22 protein-coding genes and 1 pseudogene are annotated in these 20524 nt (G+C 67.4%); 15 read left to right on the plus strand and 8 right to left on the minus strand.

The genetic code is table 11. The features are described from left to right. Window positions 1–51: 51 nt before the first annotated feature. Window positions 52–1503 carry an aldehyde dehydrogenase gene (locus V8Z74_RS17460; RefSeq protein ID WP_349710367.1) on the plus strand — a complete coding sequence of 484 codons (1452 nt, stop codon included), beginning with the start codon at window positions 52–54 and terminating at the stop codon, window positions 1501–1503. A 74-nt stretch (window positions 1504–1577) separates the two neighbouring features. Here the strand turns inward: V8Z74_RS17460 and V8Z74_RS17465 are convergent, their stop codons facing one another. Next, window positions 1578–2321 carry a DUF2076 family protein gene (locus V8Z74_RS17465; protein ID WP_349710368.1) on the minus strand — a complete coding sequence of 248 codons (744 nt, stop codon included), beginning with the start codon at window positions 2319–2321 and terminating at the stop codon, window positions 1578–1580. A gap of 208 nt (window positions 2322–2529) precedes the next feature. Between V8Z74_RS17465 and V8Z74_RS17470 the strand changes: the two genes are divergently transcribed. After that, complete coding sequence (locus V8Z74_RS17470) at window positions 2530–3051, plus strand: FKBP-type peptidyl-prolyl cis-trans isomerase (protein ID WP_066472214.1); 522 nt, start codon at window positions 2530–2532, stop codon at window positions 3049–3051. 73 nt (window positions 3052–3124) lie between these two features. Here V8Z74_RS17470 and V8Z74_RS17475 read toward each other — a convergent pair whose 3' ends face one another. Then, on the minus strand, window positions 3125–3685 hold the full coding sequence (locus V8Z74_RS17475) for an outer membrane lipoprotein (RefSeq protein WP_066472216.1): 561 nt from the start codon (window positions 3683–3685) through the stop codon (window positions 3125–3127). Window positions 3686–3900: 215 nt separating this feature from the next. Further along, complete coding sequence (locus V8Z74_RS17480) at window positions 3901–4269, minus strand: PepSY domain-containing protein (RefSeq protein WP_349710369.1); 369 nt, start codon at window positions 4267–4269, stop codon at window positions 3901–3903. 169 nt (window positions 4270–4438) lie between these two features. Between V8Z74_RS17480 and V8Z74_RS17485 the strand changes: the two genes are divergently transcribed. From V8Z74_RS17485 to V8Z74_RS17495, 3 genes are read left to right on the plus strand one after another with little or no spacing between them, the layout of a single operon-like run. After that, complete coding sequence (locus V8Z74_RS17485) at window positions 4439–4798, plus strand: PepSY domain-containing protein (protein ID WP_349710370.1); 360 nt, start codon at window positions 4439–4441, stop codon at window positions 4796–4798. Window positions 4799–4817: 19 nt separating this feature from the next. Next, window positions 4818–5522, plus strand: coding sequence for a response regulator transcription factor (locus V8Z74_RS17490; protein ID WP_349710371.1), 705 nt, complete (start codon window positions 4818–4820; stop codon window positions 5520–5522). Beyond that, the gene (locus V8Z74_RS17495) at window positions 5519–7003 is read left to right on the plus strand and encodes a sensor histidine kinase (RefSeq protein WP_349710372.1); all 1485 of its coding nucleotides are present in this window, start codon (window positions 5519–5521) and stop codon (window positions 7001–7003) included. Before V8Z74_RS17490 ends, V8Z74_RS17495 begins: the two co-directional genes overlap by 4 nt. 137 nt (window positions 7004–7140) lie before the next feature. On the opposite strand, the gene dut is transcribed toward V8Z74_RS17495, so the two are convergent. The 3 genes from dut to coaBC all read right to left on the minus strand — a co-directional run bounded on the left by dut (window position 7141) and on the right by coaBC (window position 9521). Next, a complete protein-coding gene (dut, locus tag V8Z74_RS17500; RefSeq protein ID WP_066472245.1) occupies window positions 7141–7590 on the minus strand; it encodes a dUTP diphosphatase in 450 nt (149 codons plus the stop codon). Between the two features lie 129 nt (window positions 7591–7719). Continuing rightward, window positions 7720–8277 carry a hypothetical protein gene (locus V8Z74_RS17505; protein WP_349710373.1) on the minus strand — a complete coding sequence of 186 codons (558 nt, stop codon included), beginning with the start codon at window positions 8275–8277 and terminating at the stop codon, window positions 7720–7722. After that, window positions 8274–9521, minus strand: a complete 1248-nt coding sequence (gene coaBC / locus V8Z74_RS17510) for a bifunctional phosphopantothenoylcysteine decarboxylase/phosphopantothenate--cysteine ligase CoaBC (protein ID WP_349710374.1) — start codon at window positions 9519–9521, stop codon at window positions 8274–8276. Before coaBC ends, V8Z74_RS17505 begins: the two co-directional genes overlap by 4 nt. A 136-nt stretch (window positions 9522–9657) precedes the next feature. On the opposite strand from coaBC, the gene pyrG reads away from it, so the two are divergent. The 7 genes from pyrG to V8Z74_RS17545 all read left to right on the plus strand — a co-directional run bounded on the left by pyrG (window position 9658) and on the right by V8Z74_RS17545 (window position 15194). After that, on the plus strand, window positions 9658–11316 hold the full coding sequence (gene pyrG / locus V8Z74_RS17515) for a CTP synthase (protein WP_066472250.1): 1659 nt from the start codon (window positions 9658–9660) through the stop codon (window positions 11314–11316). 112 nt (window positions 11317–11428) lie between these two features. Beyond that, on the plus strand, window positions 11429–12286 hold the full coding sequence (gene kdsA / locus V8Z74_RS17520; protein ID WP_349710376.1) for a 3-deoxy-8-phosphooctulonate synthase: 858 nt from the start codon (window positions 11429–11431) through the stop codon (window positions 12284–12286). 2 nt (window positions 12287–12288) lie between these two features. After that, a complete protein-coding gene (locus V8Z74_RS17525; protein ID WP_066472255.1) occupies window positions 12289–12579 on the plus strand; it encodes a DUF1330 domain-containing protein in 291 nt (96 codons plus the stop codon). A 20-nt stretch (window positions 12580–12599) separates the two neighbouring features. Beyond that, window positions 12600–12860 (plus strand): hypothetical protein, encoded by a 261-nt coding sequence (locus V8Z74_RS17530; RefSeq protein WP_349710377.1) that lies wholly within the window; start codon window positions 12600–12602, stop codon window positions 12858–12860. 46 nt (window positions 12861–12906) lie between these two features. Then, window positions 12907–14193, plus strand: coding sequence for a phosphopyruvate hydratase (gene eno / locus V8Z74_RS17535; RefSeq protein WP_066472259.1), 1287 nt, complete (start codon window positions 12907–12909; stop codon window positions 14191–14193). Between the two features lie 139 nt (window positions 14194–14332). After that, on the plus strand, window positions 14333–14611 hold the full coding sequence (gene ftsB, locus V8Z74_RS17540) for a cell division protein FtsB (RefSeq protein WP_066472263.1): 279 nt from the start codon (window positions 14333–14335) through the stop codon (window positions 14609–14611). Window positions 14612–14732: 121 nt separating this feature from the next. After that, a complete protein-coding gene (locus V8Z74_RS17545; RefSeq protein WP_349710378.1) occupies window positions 14733–15194 on the plus strand; it encodes a hypothetical protein in 462 nt (153 codons plus the stop codon). A 62-nt stretch (window positions 15195–15256) separates the two neighbouring features. Here V8Z74_RS17545 and hslO read toward each other — a convergent pair whose 3' ends face one another. Together hslO and V8Z74_RS17555 are read right to left on the minus strand one after the other, a co-directional pair. Beyond that, window positions 15257–16264: an Hsp33 family molecular chaperone HslO gene (gene hslO, locus V8Z74_RS17550; protein ID WP_066472266.1), complete on the minus strand. Its 1008-nt coding sequence runs from the start codon at window positions 16262–16264 to the stop codon at window positions 15257–15259. Between the two features lie 38 nt (window positions 16265–16302). Continuing rightward, complete coding sequence (locus V8Z74_RS17555; RefSeq protein WP_066472269.1) at window positions 16303–16827, minus strand: gamma carbonic anhydrase family protein; 525 nt, start codon at window positions 16825–16827, stop codon at window positions 16303–16305. Window positions 16828–16965: 138 nt separating this feature from the next. Between V8Z74_RS17555 and V8Z74_RS17560 the strand changes: the two are divergent. The 3 genes and pseudogenes from V8Z74_RS17560 (at window position 16966) to V8Z74_RS17570 (ending at window position 20502) form a co-directional block, all read left to right on the plus strand. Further along, a pseudogene (locus V8Z74_RS17560) lies at window positions 16966–17773 on the plus strand (ferritin-like domain-containing protein). A 211-nt stretch (window positions 17774–17984) separates the two neighbouring features. After that, a complete protein-coding gene (locus V8Z74_RS17565) occupies window positions 17985–19187 on the plus strand; it encodes an EAL and HDOD domain-containing protein (RefSeq protein WP_245633306.1) in 1203 nt (400 codons plus the stop codon). A 40-nt stretch (window positions 19188–19227) separates the two neighbouring features. After that, window positions 19228–20502: an EAL and HDOD domain-containing protein gene (locus V8Z74_RS17570; protein WP_349710379.1), complete on the plus strand. Its 1275-nt coding sequence runs from the start codon at window positions 19228–19230 to the stop codon at window positions 20500–20502. Window positions 20503–20524: the final 22 nt, after the last annotated feature.

The following is a 20524-nucleotide window of genomic DNA, read 5'->3' on the forward strand; positions in this document are numbered from 1 at the left end:
CGCCCGGATGGACGGGCGCCCACTTCTGAACCTTCCCAAGGAGATATGGCAATGATTGAACAGAAAATGCTGATTGCCGGAGCGGCATGCGAAGCCGGCAACGGCGCCACTTTCGAGCGCCAGAACCCGCTCGACGGCTCGGTGGCCACGCGCGCGCCTGCCGCCACCACCGAGGACGCCGTCCGCGCCTGCAACGCGGCCGCGGCCGCGTTTCCCGCCTGGTCCAGGCTGGGGCCCACGGAGCGCCGCCAGATGCTGATGAAGGCGGCACAGGCGCTGGAGGCCAAGGCCGAGGCCTTTGCCGCCGCCATGGCCGCCGAGACCGGCGCCTCGGGCATCTGGGCCGGCTTCAATGTGCACCTGGCCGCCAACATGTTCCTCGAAGCGGCTTCGCTGACCACACAGATCAGCGGCCAGATCATTCCCTCGGACGTGCCCGGCAGCGTGGCCATGGCCGTGCGCCAGCCCGCCGGCGTGGTGCTGGGCATCGCGCCCTGGAACGCCCCGGTCATCCTGGCCACGCGCGCCATCGCCACGCCGCTGGCCTGCGGCAACACCGTGATCCTCAAGGGCTCGGAGCTGTGCCCCGCCACCCACGGCCTCATCATCGAGGCCCTGCAGGAAGGCGGCCTGCCGCCGGGCGTGGTGAACTTCGTGACCAATGCGCCCGAGGATGCGGGCGCCGTGGTCGAGGCCATGGTGGCCCACCCTGCCGTGCGCCGCGTGAACTTCACGGGCTCCACGCGCGTGGGCCGCATCATCGGCCAGACCTGCGCCAAATACCTCAAGCCGGCCATCCTGGAGCTGGGCGGCAAGGCGCCGTTCCTGGTGCTGGACGACGCCGACATCGACGCGGCCGTGGCCGGCTGCACCTTCGGCGCCTTCGCCAACTCGGGCCAGATCTGCATGTCCACCGAGCGCATCATCGTGGACGAGGCCGTGGCCGAGGAATTCATCGCCAAGCTGGTGGCCCGCGCCCAAACCCTGCCCCTGGGGGATCCTCGCCAGGGCCCCGTGGTATTGGGTTCGGTAGTGGACATGAACACCGTCACCCGCGTCAACGCGCTCATCGACGATGCTGTGAGCCAAGGAGCCCGGATCCTCTGCGGCGGCAAGGCAAGCAACACGCTGATGCCCGCCACGCTGATCGACGGCGTGACGCCCGGGATGCGCATCTTCCGCGAGGAAACCTTTGCGCCCGTGAAGGCCATCGTGCGCGTGCGCGGCGAAGACCAGGCCATTGCCATGGCCAACGACAACGAGTTCGGCCTGTCCTCGGCCGTCTATACGCGCGACACGGCCCGCGGCTGGCGCGTGGCCGCGCGCATCGAGGCCGGCATCTGCCATGTCAACGGCCCCACGGTGCACGACGAGGCGCAGATGCCGTTCGGCGGCGTGAAGAACTCAGGCTACGGCCACTTCGGCGGCCAGGCCGGCATCGACGCCTTCACCGACACGCGCTGGATCACCCTGCAGACCGAACCGCGCCATTACCCGTTCTGACGCCGCGCTCCATAAAAAAAGCCGCCTTTTCAGGCGGCTTTTTCGATCAGGCACGGCCGCCGGAGCCGCCTTGCTCAGGCAAAGCTGTCGTCGTCGAAATAATCGCCGCCGTCCAGGCTGTTGCTGCTGGCGGTGTCGAAGATGCTGTCGATGCCGGCATCGCGCGCCAGCTGGTCGGAACCGCCGCTGTCGCCATAGAAGTTCTGCGTGATGTTCTCCTGCACGGCCGGCTGGCCCGTGCTGCCGCCGCCGAAGAGCCCGCTGCCCGCTCCGCGGTGGCCGCCCAGCAGGCTTTCCAGCCCGTTGAACAGGAACATGCCGCCGGCCACGCCGGCAGCCGACGCGGCGGCGCTGCTCAGAAAACTGCTGCCTGCCGAGGCGGCCGGGGCCGGCGCATAGGCCGGCGCGGGCGCAGCCGCAGCCCTGGGCGCGGCGCCAAACCAGCGCTCGCGCCAGCCCGAAGGCTGCTGGGGCGGGGCGCCGCGGTAGCCCGCATATTCGGATTCCTGCTCATAGCCTCGCTCAGGCGTGCGGCCGAACTGCGTGCCCAGCCCCCCCGAAAGAAAGCTGCCGGCGCCTTGCTGCGTGCCAGCGCCGGCCTGGGCCGCCTGCTGCTGCAGCTGGGCAATCTGCTGCTGCGCCTGCTGCAGTCCCTGCTCCAGCAGCAAGGTGCGCTGGGCCAGCCAGTAGGCTGCGTCGGGCACGGCCGCCAGGCCCTTGCGGATTTCCGCCTCGGCCTGCGGGTCCTTGGGAGTGCCCTGGGTCTGTGCCAGGCGCTGGAACAAATCGTGCAGCAATTGCTGTTCTTGAGAGGTCATGGTCCTTGTCCTTTCTGCCGAGCAGATAGGGCCAGTATGCGCGGGAGCAAGAGTCCATTTGTGAAGGCTTCCCGCATGCTGGTTGCACGGTGTAACAGCGCCTGCGCCCCGCCCGCAGCGCAGGCTGCTGCGGGGCGCTGCAAGGCTTTGGCCCGCATGGGACAATGGCGGCCATCGCGCCCCGGGCGCCAATGCACAAGCAACAACCATGGAAGTTACCGAACAATGCGTGGTCGCACTGACCTGGACGCTGAAAGACACACTGGGCGAAGAGCTGGACGTGCTCGACGAACCGGTCGAATTCCTGGTCGGCGGGGATGACCTGCTCAAGCGCGTGGAGGATGCGCTGCAGGGCCATACCGCGGGCCAGACGCTGGACCTGCACCTGGAGCCCGAAGAGGCTTTCGGCGACTACGACGAGAACCTGATCTTCCTCGAGCCGCTGGCACTTTTCCCCAAGGAAATCGAGGAAGGCATGACCTTCGAGGCCAGCGCCCTGCCCAAGGGCTGCAGCCAGGTGCCGGCGGACCTGCTCTATACCGTGAGCGAGATCTACCCCGAGCATGTGGTGCTGGACGGCAACCACCCGTTGGCCGGCATCGCCCTGCGCCTGCACCTGAAGATCGAAGGCGTGCGCGAAGCCACCGAGGAAGAGATCGGCCGCGGCACCGTGGGCACGGGCTTTTTCCGCATCGCCCCCATGGCGCCGGGCAACGACACGCTGCACTGAGCGGCCGGACCGCGCCCATGAAAAAGGGACTCCGGCGGAGTCCCTTTTTGCTGCGCCGCGCTGGCCCTGTGGATCAGCGGTAGATCTGGTTGCCGTCCACGCGCACGTATTCGCCGATGTTGAGCTGGGGCGGCTGCTGGTAGTCGAAGGCGCGCACGCTGCCGTCGTTGAGCTGCACGGTCACACGGTAGATGTCGCGCACGCTGCCGCCGCCCATGCCGTTTTGCACGGCATTGCCCGCCAGTGCGCCGCCGACCACGCCGGCAATCGTGGCCAGCGTGCGGCCAGAGCCCTTGCCCACCTGGTTGCCCAGGACGCCGCCGATCACGCCGCCGGCAATGGCGCCGCCGGCACCCACGCCGCTGGAGTCCTGCACGCGCACGGTCTCGATGTTGAGCACGCGGCCCTGCTGGGCATAGTTGCCGTTCTGGTAGCCGTAGCCGCCGTTGTTCGCGGGATAGGCGGGGTAGGTGCTGGCCTGGTAGCCGCCGGTCTGATAGCTGCCTGTCTGGTAGGTGTTGGTCTGGTAGCCCTGGGCGGGATAGCGGCCCTGGGGATAGGCAACACATGCCGAGAGCATGGCCACCACGGCACCTGCAGCGGCAAGACGGCTCCAGCGTTGAATGGCTTGCATCGAGAAATCTCCTGTGGTCGAAAGTAGCGGACAGGCCCCTGGCAGCTGCGCCGGTGCAGATGCGCGGGAATCCGCTGTTCCCGGCTTCTTCGGCACCCGGCCGCGGTCCTGTCCCGATGATGCTCTATCAACGCGGCCTCTGCCGTAGGCGACGACAGCGCTCACATTTGCTCACCAAAAAGGCGCGCTGCAACACCTGCCTGCACAGGCGGCACTCAGCGGCGCGTGTGCACATCCACCAGCGTGCCGCTGCGGGCGTCCACATAGAGCTTGACCGCCCGGCCGTCGGCGCTCGTGGCCTTGAGCTTGTACAGGCCGTCGGCCCAGCGGATCTCCTGCAGATCGCGGTATCCGATATGCACCAGGCGGTCGCGGATCTCGCTGGCCGGCAGCGTGCTGGCTGCGGCCCCGGCCGGCGCGCCGGTTGCGCCGCTCTGTGCCGGGGAAGGCGCCGCCTGGGCCTGGACCGCGGCCGAGGCCAAGAGCATCAGCGCCGCGCCGGTGGCCAGCACCGCGCGGCGCAGCTGCTGCGCCAGGGTGCCGCAATGGGTATCGATGCGCGCGGTGCAGGTCTGGAAATCCATAGGTCTCCTTCAGGGACGTGTTGCGGGTGAAAGACAGCCCCAATGCCGCAATGCCAAAAAGGCCGGGAAGCCGGGCTGCATGGGTGCCATTGTTCGAAAACCTGCCTGAACGCCGCCTGAAGCGCCTGTTCAGCCTGCGTTCATCCTGGCTCCGCTATAAGCCTGAACCATGACTGCCTGCCCGCCTTCCCGCCTCGCCCCGCCCACCCGCCGTGTCCGCCGGCTCGTGCAGGCCGCCGCTCTGGCCTGCGCCCTGCTGCCGTCCGCCTGGCTGCAGACGGCCCAGGCCGGCAACGACGACCACGAACTGGCCCGCCAGGCCCTGCAGCAAGGCAAGATACTGCCTTTGCGCACGGTGATGGACCGCGTGGAGGAGCAATACCGGGGCCAGGTGATCAAGGTGGAATTCGAGCGCGACGACGGCCTGTTCGTCTACGACATCCGCCTGCTGCAGAACGACGGCAAACTGGTCAAGCTCAAGCTCGATGCACGCGACGGCAGCCTGATCAGCATGAAGCGCAAGAACTGAGCCGCGAAGGGAGGAAAGCATGCGAATCCTGTTGGTCGAGGACGAACCCACGCTGCGCGGGCAGCTGCTGCAGGCCCTGCAGCAGGCAGGGCACACGGTGGAAACCGCCGCGGACGGCGCCACGGCCCAGTACCTGGGCGAAGTCGAGGACTTCGACGCCGCCGTGCTGGACCTGGGCCTGCCCGTGCGCGACGGGCTGACCGTGCTGCGCGCCTGGCGCGAGCAGGGCCGGCCCATGCCGGTGCTCATCCTCACGGCCCGCGCGGCCTGGCACGAGAAAGTGGCCGGCATGGACGCCGGGGCCGACGACTATCTGGCCAAGCCCTTCCACATGGAGGAACTGCTGGCGCGGCTGCGCGCGCTGCTGCGGCGCCTGAGCCCGCATGCCAGTGCGCACTGGCAGTGCGGCCCCATCGTGCTCGATTCGCGCCAGGCCCGCGTCACCGTGGACGGCCGGGCGCTCACGCTCACCAGCCATGAATTCAAGGTGCTGGCCCTGCTCATGCAGCGCGCCGGCGCCGTGGTCTCGCGCACCGAGCTGTCCGAGCACATCTACCCGCAGGACAGCGACCGCGACTCCAACACCATCGAAGTCTTTGTAGGCCGCCTGCGCAAGAAGCTGCCCCCCGGCAGCATCGCAACCGTGCGCGGCCTGGGCTACCGGCTCGTGGACACCGCCGGGGCCGGCCAAGCCGGGGCCGCCGGCACGCCGCTGAGCGCATGAGCGGCGCCCCCGGCTTCGCGCCCTGGCGCCTGGCGGGCTGGCGCGGCTCGCTGCGCCTGCGCCTGTTCGTGGGCACGCTGGTCTGGGTGCTGATGGCCATTGCCGTGGCCGGCTGGGGCCTGCGCGCGCTGTTTGCCGAGCACATCGCCCAGCAGCTGCGCAGCCAGCTCGTGCTGCAGCTGGACCGGCTCAGCGCCGGCGTCAACCTGCAGGGCGACGGGCGCATCGGCGTCCAACCCGCGCCCAGCGACCAGCGCCTGCAGCAGCCGTTGTCGGGCCTGTACTGGCAGATCGACCAGCTCGATGCCGCGGGCCGCGGCACCGCGCATGCGGGCGTGCAGCGCTCGCGTTCGCTGTGGGACCAGACGCTGGACTGGTCGCGCTTCGCGCCGCAAGGCGGCGCGGCAGCGCTCGTCCACGGGCGCCTGCCCATGGCGCAAGGCCAGCCCGGCAAGGCGGACCGGTGGCTGGAAGTGGTGTCCCGCGAGCTGCAGCTGCCCGAGGCCGGCGCGCCGCCGCTGCGCCTCATGGTCGCGGCCGACGGCAGCCTGCTGGCCGAGCCGCTGCAGCGCTTCACGCGCATGCTGGCCATGGCGCTGGGCACGCTGGCGCTGGGGCTGATCGCGGCCGTGGCCATCCAGCTGCAGCTGGCGCTGGCGCCGCTGGCGGCCATCCGCCGGCAGCTGGCGGCGATACGCCAGGGCGACGCCGCCGAGCTGCAGGGCCGGCACCCGAGCGAGCTGATGCCGCTGGTGCAGGAGTTCAACCATGTGCTGCAGACCAATGCCGAGATGGTGCAGCGCGCGCGCACCCAGGCCGGCAACCTGGCCCACGCGGTCAACACGCCGCTGACCATTCTGGCCAATGCCGCCGCGCAGCAGGACTCTGCGCTGGCCGAGCTGGTGCGCGAGCAGGTGGCCAGCGCCAGCCGCCAGGTGGAGCACCATCTGGCGCGCGCGCGCGCCGCAGCCACCCAGGCCGCCGGCCTGCGCACGCCGCTGCAGCCGCCGCTGCAGTCGCTGGTGCGCACCATGGCGCGGCTGCATGCGGGCCGCGGCATCCGCTTCGAGATCGAGGGGAGGCCCGAGGACTGGGACTTTCGCGGCGATGTGCAGGATCTGATGGAGATGCTGGGCAATCTGCTCGACAACGCGGGCAAATGGGCGCGCTCCACGGTGCGGCTGCAGGTGCAGGGCCAGGACCAGTGCGTGGTGCTGTGCGTGGACGACGACGGCCCGGGCATAGAGCAGCAGGCGCGCGAGCGCATTTTCGAGCGCGGCCGGCGTCTGGACGAAAAGCGCCCGGGCACGGGCCTGGGCCTGGATATCGTGCGCGATCTGGTGCAGTCGTATGGCGGCCGCATCGAGGCCCGCACCGCCCCGCTGGGCGGCCTGCGCATGCGGCTGGAGCTGCCCGCCGTGCCGCATGCGGATACGCCAGCCAGGCCGTCTATCCAAGGACAGGACTCAACAAAAGCATAGCTGCTTGCGCTTGCTGCACCTTGGATTCATTCAGAAACTTGCTTGCTTCTTATGTTTATCAGGCGCTGCAAGCTCCTTGAAGCATAGCAACCCGGCATGGGCTGCCCGACGCTTTCCTTGGTCAGCGGCTCTGGCCCCTACTGCTTGCCGGTCGAGCCGTAGCCACCCTCGCCGCGCTCGCTGGCATCGGCGAATTCCTCGACCAGATTGAAGCGGGCCTGCACCACGGGCACGATGACCAGCTGGGCCAGGCGGTCCATGGGCTGCAGCGTGAAGGCGGTCTGCGAGCGGTTCCAGGCGCTGACCATGAGCTGGCCCTGGTAGTCCGAATCGATCAGCCCGACCAGGTTGCCCAGCACGATGCCGTGCTTGTGGCCCAGGCCCGAGCGCGGCAGGATCATGGCGGCATAGCCGGGGTCCTGCAGATGCATGGCCATGCCGGTGGGGATCAGCTGCCACTGGCCGGGCTCCAGCACCACGGGCGCGTCGATGCAGGCACGCAGGTCCAGGCCGGCGCTGCCGGGCGTGGCATAGGCGGGCATGTTCTCGCGCAGGCGCGCATCCAGAATCTTGACATCTACTTTCATAACAACCTTTGCTGGCGCGCCGCCGCTGCGGCGCGCTCTCGGATCTGCAAACGCCTTTCCCGCCACGGCCCGCAGGGCGGGCGGAAAGGCAAAGGGCGCCATTGTGCCTGCCGCCGGGAGCCGAATCGCTTATCTGCCCCGGAGCTTGGCGATCAGATTGCCCAGCAGCGAGAACCAGGCCATCAGCGACACCGCTGTGCCCAGGGCCGGCGAGACCCGCGTCAGCATCGCGCCCGCCACGACCATGAACAGCACGAACGGCGAAACCCAGGGACGCCGCCGGGGGGCGGCCTGCGCCTTGCGGCTGTCGATCTCACGCTCGATTTCCTGAAAGCGGCGCCTGGCCTCGGCTTTGGACAGGCGGGCGGCGGAGTTGCGGTCCGCGCCCTGCGCGGCGGGCCGGGCGCGCGCCGCGCTGGCGACGGCTCCTGCAGCGCCCACGCGACGGGCCTGATCCGGCTGATCCGGCTGAGCCGGCTGCAGCAGCTGGGCGGCCTCGCGGGCCTGCTGCAGCTTCTCGCGCATCTGGGCCAGCGGGGATTCCGACTGGCTGCCCGGCGTGGCCGAGGCCTGCATCACGGCACTGGCAATGCTGTGGCTCGTGCGGCGGAACTCGGGACTGGCGCGCAGCAGCTTGTCGACATAGGCCACATAGTCGCCATTGCACGGGCCTTCATAGGAGTTCACGGGCGCTCCTCCTTGCGCGCTGCCCCCCGGGCGGCGAGGCGCTGCGCAATGTCCTCGACCAGCTGGCGCGCCAGCACGGCCTTGGACGCATGGGGCAGCTCCTTGCTGCCGTGCTCGTCGATCAGCAGCAGGGCGTTGTCGTCCTTGCCGAAGGTGGCCGGCCCGATATTGCCCACCAGCAGCGGCACGCCCTTGCGCTTGCGCTTGGCGCTGGCGTGCTGCAGCAGGTCATGGCTTTCGGCCGCGAAGCCCACGCAGTACAGCTGGCCGCTGCGCGCGCGTTCGGACTGGGCGACCGCGGCCAGGATGTCGGGGTTCTCGACAAAGGCCAGGGCCGGCACGTCGCCCGAGCCGTCCTTCTTGATCTTCTGGTCCGAAAATTCCGCCGGGCGCCAGTCGGCGACGGCCGCCGTGGCGACGAACACCGAGGCATCGCCGACGCGCGCCTGCACCGCCTCCAGCATCTGCCGGGCGGACTGCACATTGACGCGCGCCACGCCGCGCGGCGTGGCCAGGTGCACGGGGCCGGCCACCAGCGTGACCTCGGCCCCCGCCTCGCGCGCCGCGCGCGCAATCGCAAAGCCCATCTTGCCGCTGGAATGGTTGGTGATGCCGCGCACCGGATCGATGGCCTCGAAGGTCGGGCCGGCCGTCACCAGCACATGATGGCCCTGCAGGCGCTTGGGCGTGAAGAAGGCTGCCAGTTCCTCCATGATCTCCTCGGGCTCCAGCATGCGGCCGTCGCCGGTCTCGCCGCAGGCCTGGCTGCCGTTGCCCACGCCCAGCACGGTGGCGCCGTCCAGCGCCACGCGCGACAGATTGCGCTGCGTGGCCGGGTGGGCCCACATCTCGCGGTTCATGGCCGGCGCCAGCAGCAGGGGTACGCGCTCCATGGGGCGGGCCAGGCACAGCAGGCTCAGCAGCTCGTCCGAGCGGCCCTGCACCAGGCGCGCGATGAAGTCCGCGCTGCACGGCGCGATCAGGATGGCGTCGGCTTCGCGGCTCAGGTTGATGTGGGGCATGTTGTTGGGTTCGCGCACATCCCACTGGGAGGTGTAGACTGCGCGGCCTGAAAGCGCCTGCATGGTGACCGCAGTCATGAACTGCTCTGCCGCCTCGGTCATCACCACCTGCACGGTGGCGCCGGCCTGCACCAGCAAACGGCACAGCTGCGCCGATTTGTAACAAGCCACGCCCCCGGAGAGACCCAGCACCAGATGTTTGCCTGCGAACACTTCAGTCATGGCGCGCAATTTAGCAGACCCGCGCCGCCGCCGCTGCGGCGCGAAAAGGCTTTGAACGGCCCGCTAGCACCCCTGCGTGCCACGCCGAAATTGGCGGCGCACCTATAATCCTGTTTTACCACCACCAAAAAAAGACATGACCAAGTTCGTCTTCGTCACCGGCGGTGTGGTGTCTTCCCTGGGCAAGGGAATCGCCTCAGCCTCCCTTGCAGCGATTCTGGAATCGCGCGGCCTCAAAGTCACCCTCATCAAACTGGACCCCTACATCAACGTGGACCCGGGCACCATGTCGCCCTTCCAGCACGGTGAGGTGTTCGTGACCGACGACGGTGCCGAGACGGATCTGGACCTGGGCCACTACGAGCGTTTCATCGAAACGCGCATGCGCCAGACCAACAACTTCACCACGGGCCGCATCTACCAGTCCGTGCTGGAAAAGGAGCGCCGCGGCGACTACCTGGGCAAGACCGTGCAGGTCATCCCCCACGTCACCAACGAAATCCAGGAGTTCATCAAGCGCGGCGCCGGCATCGGCACCGAGCATGAGGTGGATGTCGCCATCTGCGAGATCGGCGGCACCGTGGGCGACATCGAATCCCTGCCCTTTCTCGAAGCCGTGCGCCAGCTGGCGCTCAAGCTGGGCCCCAACAACTCGGCCTTCGTGCACCTGACCTACCTGCCCTTCATCGAGACGGCCGGCGAGCTCAAGACCAAGCCCACCCAGCACACCGTGCAGAAGCTGCGCGAGATCGGCATCCAGCCCGATGCGCTGCTGTGCCGCGCCAAGCACCAGGTGCCCGGCGAGGAAAAGGAAAAGATCTCCCTGTTCACCAACGTGCCCGAATGGGGCGTGATCTCCATGTGGGACGTGGACACCATCTACAAGGTGCCGCGCATGCTGCACGAGCAGGGCCTGGACGGCCTGATCTGCGACAAGCTGCGCCTGAACACGCCGCCCACCAACCTCAAGCGCTGGGACGACCTGGTCTACGAGACCGAGCATCCGCAGGGCGAGGTCAAGATCGCCATGGTGGGCAAATACGTGGAGCTGTCCGACGCCTACAAGTCGGTCAACGAAGCGCTCAAGCACGCCGGCCTGCGCAACCACACCGGCGTGAAGATCACCCATGTGGACTCGGAGACCATCACCGACGCCAACGCCAAGCAGATGCTCAAGGAGTACGACGCCATCCTGGTGCCCGGCGGCTTCGGGTCGCGCGGCGTGGAGGGCAAGATCTCCACGGCCCGGTTCGCCCGCGAGAACAAGGTGCCCTACCTGGGCATCTGCCTGGGCATGCAGGTGGCCACCATCGAATATGCGCGCCATGTGGCCGGACTCGAGCAGGCCAACTCCACCGAGTTCGACCCCAAGACGCCCAACCCCGTGATCGCGCTGATCACCGAGTGGAAGGACGCCGACGGCACGATCAAGACCCGCGACGAGAACTCCGACCTGGGCGGCACCATGCGCCTGGGCGCCCAGTCCTCGGACGTTCAGCCCGGCACGCTGGCGCACAGCATCTACGGCGACGTGGTGACCGAGCGCCACCGCCACCGCTACGAAGCCAATACCCAGTACCTGGGCAAGCTGCGCGAAGCGGGCCTGGTGATCTCGGCCCTGACGCAGCGCGAGCAGCTGACCGAAATCGTCGAGCTGCCCAAGGAAGTCCACCCCTGGTACATCGGCGTGCAGTTCCATCCCGAGTTCAAGTCCACGCCCTGGAACGGCCACCCGCTGTTCAATGCCTTCGTGAAGGCCGCGATGCAGCATCGCCAGGCCGCCAAGAAGGCATAAAAAAGAGAGCGGATTGCGCTTGATGAGTCACACTTGTCAAGCGCTTTTACATTGAGAGCGGCTTGCAGCAAGCGCAGGCCGCTACCATTTCCAAGTTTCCGAGGAACCCACCATGAAACTCTGCGGCTTCGACATCGGCCTTGACCAACGCTTTTTCCTGATTGCCGGCCCCTGCGTGGTCGAGTCCGAGCAGCTGCAGATGGATGTGGCCGGCCAGCTCAAGGAAATCACCTCTTCGCTGGGCATTCCCTTCATCTTCAAGAGCAGCTTCGACAAGGCCAACCGCTCCTCGGGCACCAGCTTTCGCGGCCCGGGCATGGAAAAAGGCCTGGAGATCCTGGCCAAGGTGAAAAAGGAAATCGGCGTGCCCGTGCTCACCGACGTGCACACCGAGGCCGAAGTGCCCCATGTGGCCGCCGTGGTGGACGTGCTGCAGACGCCGGCCTTCCTGTGCCGCCAGACCGACTTCATCCGCGCCTGCGCCCAGTCCGGCAAGCCCGTGAACATCAAGAAGGGCCAGTTCCTCGCACCGCACGACATGAAGAACGTCATCGACAAGGCCCGCGCCGCCGCCAGGGAAGCCGGCCTGCCCGAGGACAGCTTCATGGCTTGCGAGCGCGGCGCCAGCTTCGGCTACAACAACCTGGTCAGCGACATGCGCTCGCTGGCCATCATGCGCGAGACCGGCGCCCCCGTGGTGTTCGACGCCACCCACAGCGTGCAGCTGCCCGGCGGCAACGGCACCAGCAGCGGCGGCATGCGCGAGATGGTGCCCGTGCTCTCGCGCGCGGCCGTGGCCGTGGGGGTTGCGGGCCTGTTCATGGAAACCCACCCCGATCCCTGCAACGCCCTCTCGGACGGCCCCAACGCCGTGCCGCTCAGGCACATGAAGGCGCTGCTCGAAACCCTGGTGGCGCTGGACGGCATCACCAAGAAGAACGGCTTCCTCGAAAACAGCTTCGGAGTCTGAACATGGCCAGCGGCTACATCATCGCCCACGTGGATATCACCCGGCCCGAGCAATACGACGAGTACCGCAAATGGAGCACCGCCGCCATGCAGGCGCATGGCGCCGAAGTCTGCGTGCGCGGCGGCCGGATGGCCGTGCTCGAAGGCGACTTCGCGCCGCAGCGCGTGGTCGTGCTCAAGTTTCCCAGCTTCGAGGCGGCCCAGGCCTTCTACGACACGCCCGAGTACCGCAAGGCGCGCCAGGCGCGCGAAGGTGCGGCCCTGATGCGCATGATCTGCGTGGAAGGCGTCTGAGACAAAGAATGCAGGCAGGCATGGCAGACACGATCAACCGTGGCGTCATGCCTTTTTTGCGCCGGGCGCCTGTAACCGTTGTTTCGCAAAACATGAAACTCGATTACAGCCTCACGTCAAGGCTAAAGCGGCCTGTCAAATTTGTGCACAATAGCCGCCACTGCCTCTTTCATACTGTTCGCGTGCATGGCGCGCGCAGCCGGCGGAAGGCAACCAGCTTCACCAGTTTTAGTAGCAGCTTGCGCTTGATGCACAAGCGCTTAGGCGAGATTTCACGGTAGAAATCAGCCTGCACGTACCGATTTCAGAAACCTCAAAGGAAATGCAATGAGTGCCATTGTTGACATCGTAGGCCGCGAAGTGCTGGACAGCCGCGGCAACCCCACCGTCGAATGCGACGTGCTGCTGGAGTCGGGCGTGATGGGCCGCGCCGCCGTGCCCTCGGGTGCCTCGACCGGTTCGCGCGAAGCCATCGAGCTGCGCGACGGCGACAAGAGCCGCTACCTGGGCAAGGGCGTGCTCAAGGCCGTCGAGCACATCAACACCGAAATCTCCGAAGCCGTGCTGGGCCTGGATGCTTCCGAGCAGGCTTTCCTGGACAAGACCCTGATCGACCTGGACGGCACCGACAACAAGAGCCGCCTGGGCGCCAACGCCATGCTGGCCGTGTCCATGGCCGTGGCCCGCGCCGCCGCCGAGGAAGCCGGCCTGCCGCTGTACCGCTACTTCGGCGGCATGGGCGGCGTGCAGCTGCCCGTGCCCATGATGAACGTGATCAACGGCGGCGCCCACGCGAACAACACGCTGGACCTGCAGGAATTCATGATCATCCCCGTGGGCGCGCCGAGCTTCCGCGAAGCCGTGCGCTGGGGTGCCGAGGTGTTCCATGCACTGAAGGCCATCATCCACCACAAGGGCATGTCCACCGCCGTGGGCGACGAAGGCGGTTTCGCGCCTTCCGTGGAAAACCACGAAGCCGCCATCCAGCTGATCATCGAAGCCATCGAGAAGGCCGGCTACAAACCCGGCGAGCAGATCGCCCTGGGCCTGGACTGCGCCGCCTCCGAGTTCTACAAGGACGGCATGTATGTGCTGGAAGGCGAGGGCAACCTGACGCTGACGGCCGCCCAGTGGACCGACATGCTGGCCGGCTGGTGCGACAAGTACCCCATCATCTCCATCGAGGACGGCATGGCCGAAGGCGACTGGGATGGCTGGAAGGTGCTGACCGAGCGCCTGGCCTCCAAGGTGCAGCTGGTGGGTGACGACCTGTTCGTGACCAACACCAAGATCCTGAAGGAAGGCATCGAAAAGCGCATCGCCAACTCGATCCTGATCAAGATCAACCAGATCGGCACGCTGACCGAGACCTTCGCCGCCATCGAGATGGCCAAGCGCGCCGGCTACACTGCCGTGATCTCGCACCGTTCGGGCGAAACCGAGGACAGCACCATCGCCGACATCGCCGTGGGCCTGAACGCCGGCCAGATCAAGACCGGCTCCATGAGCCGTTCGGACCGCATCGCCAAGTACAACCAGCTGCTGCGCATCGAGGAAGACCTGGGCGACGTGGCCGAGTACCCGGGCCGCGCGGCCTTCTACAACCTGCGCTGATAAGGAGCACCCCCTGAGCCGCTTCGCGCCTTCCCCCTTGAAGGGGGACGACACCCTCGCTGCGGGGCGGCGCGGCCGGCCCATGCCCTTGCTCGGTGTCCCTCACTTGGACCGCGCCACTTTCTGAGTGCCCTTTCCCATGGTCAATCGCGTCGTTTCCGTTGTCTTGCTGGCCCTGCTGGCCGCCATCCATGCCCAGCTCTGGCTGGGCCATGGCAGCGTGGCCTACGTCAAGGAACTGCAGCAGCAGATCAAGGACCAATACGCCGCCAACGCCCTGGAAAAGGCCGAGAACGACCGGCTGGCCTCCGAGGTCAACGACCTCAAGGACGGCCTGTCGACCGTGGAGGAAAAGGCCCGCAGCGAGCTGGGCATGGTCAAGTCCAACGAGATCTTCGTCCAGGTGACCAAACGCTGACAGTCCGCAGCCTGTGCTCCTGTCACCCAGCCAGCGTATGCTGGCTTTTTTGTTGAAACCGATGCGCGCCTGCCCTCCTCCCGTCGTCCTGCTGTCAGCGCCCCCCGCCCTGGCCCGCTCCATGGCGCATGCACTGATGCGGGCACGCCAGGCGCATGGCGAGCAGGAAAATGGTTCGCCGGCAACCCTGCAGGACTGGCAATGCCTGGCGCCGCAGCCGGACCAGGTCTGGCCGGCCGGAGCGCTGGTCTACCTTCTGGGCCGCGACTGGCGGGAACAGGGCAAGGATCCGACTGCAGACGAGGCGCTGGCACGCCAGTTCTCGGACTGGCGCCAGCAGCTGCATGCGCAGAACCGGCCCTATGTGGTGCTCTACGGCTCGCCGGCCGCGCAATGGCAGCAGCTTGCGGACTCTCTCAAGACCCTCGCTGCAGACGCTGACTGGAGCTGGATTTCCGCCCAGAATCCCTGGAAGCCCAGCGCACGCATGCGGCGCCCAGGATGCGAGCAATGCTCGGACCCCGATTGCGAGCGCCGCCTGTTTGAAGGCCTTTCCCTGGGGCGCTGCGCACCGTCCTCCTGAGGAAGGTGTCTTCGCCTGGCGCAGCCCGGGCTGCGGGACTGCACCACGGACTTGCCAGGCGCCTATTGCACCGAAGACGAGCTGGGCGGCTGGATGCCCGCGGCGGTGAACAGCTGCGCGGCATCGATGGCGTCGAACAGATACTGCTGGCCGCAGAAATCGCAGCCCACGTCGATCTGGCCGCGCTCGGCGATGATGGACTCCACCTCTTCCTCGCCCAGCGAAGTGAGCATGGAGGCCACGCGGTCGCGGCTGCAGGTGCAGGCAAAGCGCGGGGCCTGCTCGTCGGCCTGGGGCGCGAAGCGCAGCAGCTTCTCCTCCCAGAACAGGCGCCGCAGAATGGTTTCCACATCCAGGGTCAGCAGCTCATCCTGGGTCAGGCTGGCGGCCAGCGTGGCGATGCGGTTGTATTCCTCGTTCAAGCCCAGCGCATCCTGCTCGGCCTCGCCGCTTTCCGTCGCGGCGGCCAGATTGGCCTCGCCCTTCACCGGCATGCGCTGCACCATCAGGCCGGCAGCCACCTGGTCATTGGCGGCCAGCACCATCACCGTGTCCAGCTGCTCGGACTGCATCATGTAGAACTGCAGCGCATCCGACAGGCGCTCGAAGCGACCGCCGGCGGCATCGTTGAGCGGTACCACGCCCTGATAGGGACTCTGGCCGGGCTGGCGGTCCTTGGGGTCCAGCGTGACGGCGCAGCGGCCGCTGCCATGGGCATTGACCAGCTCCGCCAGCGGAGCCAGCTGCCCGCGCAAAGGCCGGTTCGCCTCGCCCACCAGCGATGCCGTGGCGCGCAGGCTCAGATCCGACTGCACTTCAGCCACGGCCAGCTTGACCGGGCCGTCGCCCATGATCTGGAAGACCAGCGCGCCGTTGAACTTGATGTTGGACTGCATGAGCACGCCGGCAGCCGTCATCTCCCCGAGCAGGGCACGCACGGCCTGCGGATAGGCGCCGGTGTCGTTGTTGCCGGCGCGGCGCTGCAGGATTTCCTGCCAGGCATCGGTGAGGCGGACAATGGCACCGCGCACCGGCAGGCCGTCGAAAATGAATTTATGCAGTTCAGACACGCAAAAGGTTCCAGTAAAGCACCGGGCCGAACGTCGGTTCAGCCCAGCTTGCGCAGGCCGCTCTTGAAGCGGCGCGCATTGTCGATATAGTGCCGTGCGCTCTGGCGCAAGCCCTCGATCTGCTCGGGGCTCAGCTGGCGCACCGCCTTGGCGGGGCTGCCGATGATCATGGAGCCGTCGGGAAACTCCTTGCCCTCGGTCACCAGCGCACCCGCACCCACCAGGCAGTTCCTGCCGATCCTGGCGCCATTGAGCACCACGGCACCGATGCCGATCAGCGACTCGTCGCCGATCGTGCAGCCATGCAGCATTACTTGGTGGCCCACCGTCACATTGCAACCCACGACCAGCGGTTTTCCGAAATCCGCGTGCAGCACGCTGGCGTCCTGGATGTTGCTGCCCGCGCCGATGGTGATGCTCTCGGTATCGCCGCGCACCACGGTGCCGAACCAGACGCTGGCATCCTCGCCCAGCGTCACCCGCCCCATCACTTCGGCGCTGTCGGCCACCCAGGCGGACTCGGCGATCTTCGGCGCCACACCATCGAGTTCGTAAATTGCCATCTGCTCGGTCTCCGTGGATTGTTGCCAGAGCCGGCACGCACGGGAAGGCACAAGGCATTGCCGCGGGGCAAACGCCTTGCCGCCGCCCGATTCGCGTCGGCCGTGGCTGGTTATGTCAGCAAACCTACAATTGTAGGGATGGAGCTACGTCACCGCGCACTAGAGGTCTTGTGCCTTTCCGATCCCGAGGAAAAAGCCGCTGCAGCCATCGACCTGCATACACGCAAGGCCCTTTATTCCATCGCCGAGCAGGCACCCTCGCCCCCCCCTTCCCGAAACCGGGCTGCCCGGCCGCCCGGCGCGCCCCGAGCTGCGCCACCATACCGCGGTGGCGCGCCGCTCGCCGGCCACGCCCGAGGGCCGTGCCGTGCTCATGCATGCGATCGCGCATATCGAATTCAACGCCATCAACCTGGCGCTGGACGCCGTCTGGCGCTTTGGCGGCATGCCGGCGCAGTACTACCACGACTGGCTGCAGGTCGCGGCCGAGGAGGCCAAGCACTTCAGGCTGCTGCGCGACCACCTGCGCACGCACCTGGGTCACGACTATGGCGACTTTCCTGCCCACCAGGGGCTGTGGACCATGTGCGAGAAGACCGCGGGCGACATCGTGGCCCGCATGGCGCTGGTGCCGCGCACGCTGGAGGCACGCGGGCTCGATGCCACGCCGCAGATCCAGCACAAGCTGCGCAACGTGGCCACGCCGGACGCGCTGGCCGCCGTGGCCATCCTGGACATCATCCTGCGCGAGGAAGTGGGCCATGTCGCCATCGGCAACCACTGGTACCGCTGGCTGTGCGAGCGCAACGGGCTGGACCCTGAATCCCACTACCAAGAACTGACCGCCCGCTACGAGGCGCCGCGCCTGAAGCCCCCGTTCAACGAGCGCGCCCGCCGCGCGGCCGGTTTCACCGAGGCCGAGCTGGCCTGGCTGCAGCAGGTCTGAGGCCCGCGCCGTGCGGCTTGAGGCCGGGCAGCCAATCCCGGCAAACCGGCGACACCATTTTTCTGACAGCATGCCCGCTTCATTCTTACAATCAAACACAGCTCACATTCCTGATGCCCGCGCTTGAGGCTTCACACACTGCATGAATTCCATCTCGGTTGGCTCGACCTCCAGGACCGCCTCCTCCACGGCAAGCGCCGCGGGCAGGGGCATGATCGCGCGCCAGCCCATCGTCAACGACAGGCATCAGGTCGTCGGCTATGAACTGTTCAACCGTGCGCGCGCACCCTACGGCCATACGGCGGACTCCGATGTCACGCTGGTGTTCACCGCGCTGTCGCATGCGGGCGAGGAGGAGCTGGTCGGCACCAAGCTGATCTTTGTCAACTGCACGCACGAAAGCCTGTCGGGCGAGCACCTGGACCTGCTGCCGCCGGAGCGCGTGGTGCTCGAGGTTCCGCCGCTCGGGCATACTGCGGCCAGCGAAGTCAATGCCCGCCTGCCGATCCTGCAGTCGCTGCGCGAGCGCGGCTTCTCGCTGGCCTTCAACCACTCGGTGCTGGAATCGGCCTATGCCGCCTGGCTGCCGCTGGCCGACTACATCAAGCTGGACCTGTCCCTGCTCGCGCCGGACCAGCTCACCGTCATGGTGCGCTTCGCCAGCCGCCACAGCCATGCCGAGCTGATTGCCGAGAAGGTGGAAAGCGCCCAGCAGCACGAGCTGGCCTCGCGGCTGGGCGTGGCGCTGTTCCAGGGCTACTGGTTCGCACGCCCCTCCGTCATGCAGACCAAGCTGCTGACGCCCGCGCAGCAGAACATCGTCCAGCTCATCACGCTGGTGCGCGAGCAGGCCAGCACCGAGGCGATCGAGGAAGTGCTCAAGAAGGACGCAGGCCTGGCCTTCAATCTGCTGCGCCTGATCAATTCGGCCAGCTTCGGCATGCAGCGCGAGATCACCTCGTTCAAGCAGGCGGTGCTGCTGCTGGGTATGAAGAAGCTGTTCCGCTGGGCCGCCATGCTGCTGACCGCCTCGCGCGAGGGCGGGCCGCCGCCTGCCATCGGCCAGACCGCCGTGATCCGCGGGCGCCTGATGGAGCTGCTGGCCCGGGATTCGCTCAGCCATATCGACACCGACCAGGCCTTTGTCTGCGGCATGTTCTCCATGCTGGACCACATGCTGGGCCTGCCGCTGCCGACCGCCATGGCGCTGATTCCCGTGCCCGATGCCGTGGCCGCCGCCGTGCTGCACCGCGAAGGGCCGCTGGGCGAGCTGCTCATCCTGGCCGAAGCCTGCGAGAGCCGCGACAACCTGCTGTACCAGCGCAGCGCCGAGGCGCTGCAGCTGGACCTGGAGCGGATCAACGGCGCGCACCTGCAGGCCATGGCCTGGACCGATCATCTCGCAGACCTCTAGGCCGTGGCGGCCGGGCTGCACTCACATCATTTGCGACACCATGGGCACTCCTGACGAAACCCTAGTCCTCCCCGCCAGCGGCAAAGACGAAGCCAACGTGGCCCGCATCGCGCGCCAGGCCATCGTGGACGAGGCGCGCAATGTCTACGGCTACGAGCTGTTCGACCGCTCCACGGCCGTCAACGCCCATACCGCGGCCACCGATGCGGCCCTGCTGTTCAACGCACTGTCCTATGCCGGCACGGAGGCCCTGGTCGGCAAGAAGACCGTCTTCATCAACTGCACGCACGAGAGCCTGACCGGCGGCCACCTGGAGCTCATCCATCCGGACAAGGTGGTACTGGAAGTGCCGCCGCTGGGCGAGAGCGCCACGGCGCTGGACATCGAAGCCAGCCTGGCGACCTTCAATGCGCTGCGCCAGCGCGGCTTTCGCCTGGCCTTCGACCAGAACCTGCTGCGCCGCGCCTATGCGAGCTGGCTGCCCATGGCCTCCTTCATCAAGCTGGACATGCGCAGGCTCTCGCCGGCCGATGCCGAAGTGCTGGTCAAGTTCGCCCGCAGCTACACGCACGCCCAGATCGTGGCCGAGAAGGTGGAAACGGTCGAGCAGTTCGAGCACATGCGCAGCCTGGGCATCAAGCTGTTCCAGGGCTTCTGGTTCGCGCAGCCCCAGCTGGTCGAGGCGCGCACCATCCGCCCCACGCAGGCCACCATCATCCAGCTGATCAACCTGGTGCGCCAGCAGGCCAGCACCGACGAGATCGAGGAGCTGCTCAAGAAGGACCCTACGCTGTCGTTCAACCTGCTGCGCTTCATCAACTCCTCGGGTTTCGGCCTGTCCTGCGAGATCACGTCCTTCCGCCACGCAGTCATGATCCTGGGGCTCAAGAAGCTGTTCCGCTGGGCCGCCCTGCTGCTGACCACCTCGCGCACGGACGGCTCGCCGCCGGCCGTGGGCCAGACCGCCGTGGTGCGCGGCCGCCTGATGGAGCTGCTGACCTCGGAGCTGCTGCCCCCCGAGGAATGCGACAACGCCTTTGTCGTCGGCGTGTTCTCGCTGCTGGACGTGATGCTGGGCCAGCCCATGGAAAAAGCCCTGGCCTCCGTCGCCCTGCCACAGCCCGTGATCGATGCGCTGGTGCACAACAGCGGCGTTTTCGCACCGTTCCTGGAACTGACCCGGGCCTGCGAGTCCGGCGACGAGGAAAGCTTTGCCCGCGCAGCCAATGCGCTGCAGCTGTCCAACCACCAGGTCAACTGGGCCCACCTGCAGGCCCTGGCCTGGGCCGACAACCTGGCGCTGGACGTGGCCTGACTCCCGGCCGGCCGGGTCATGG

Origin of the sequence: Comamonas sp. w2-DMI (assembly GCF_040187735.1) — a bacterium.
GTDB lineage: Bacteria > Pseudomonadota > Gammaproteobacteria > Burkholderiales > Burkholderiaceae_C > Comamonas > Comamonas terrae.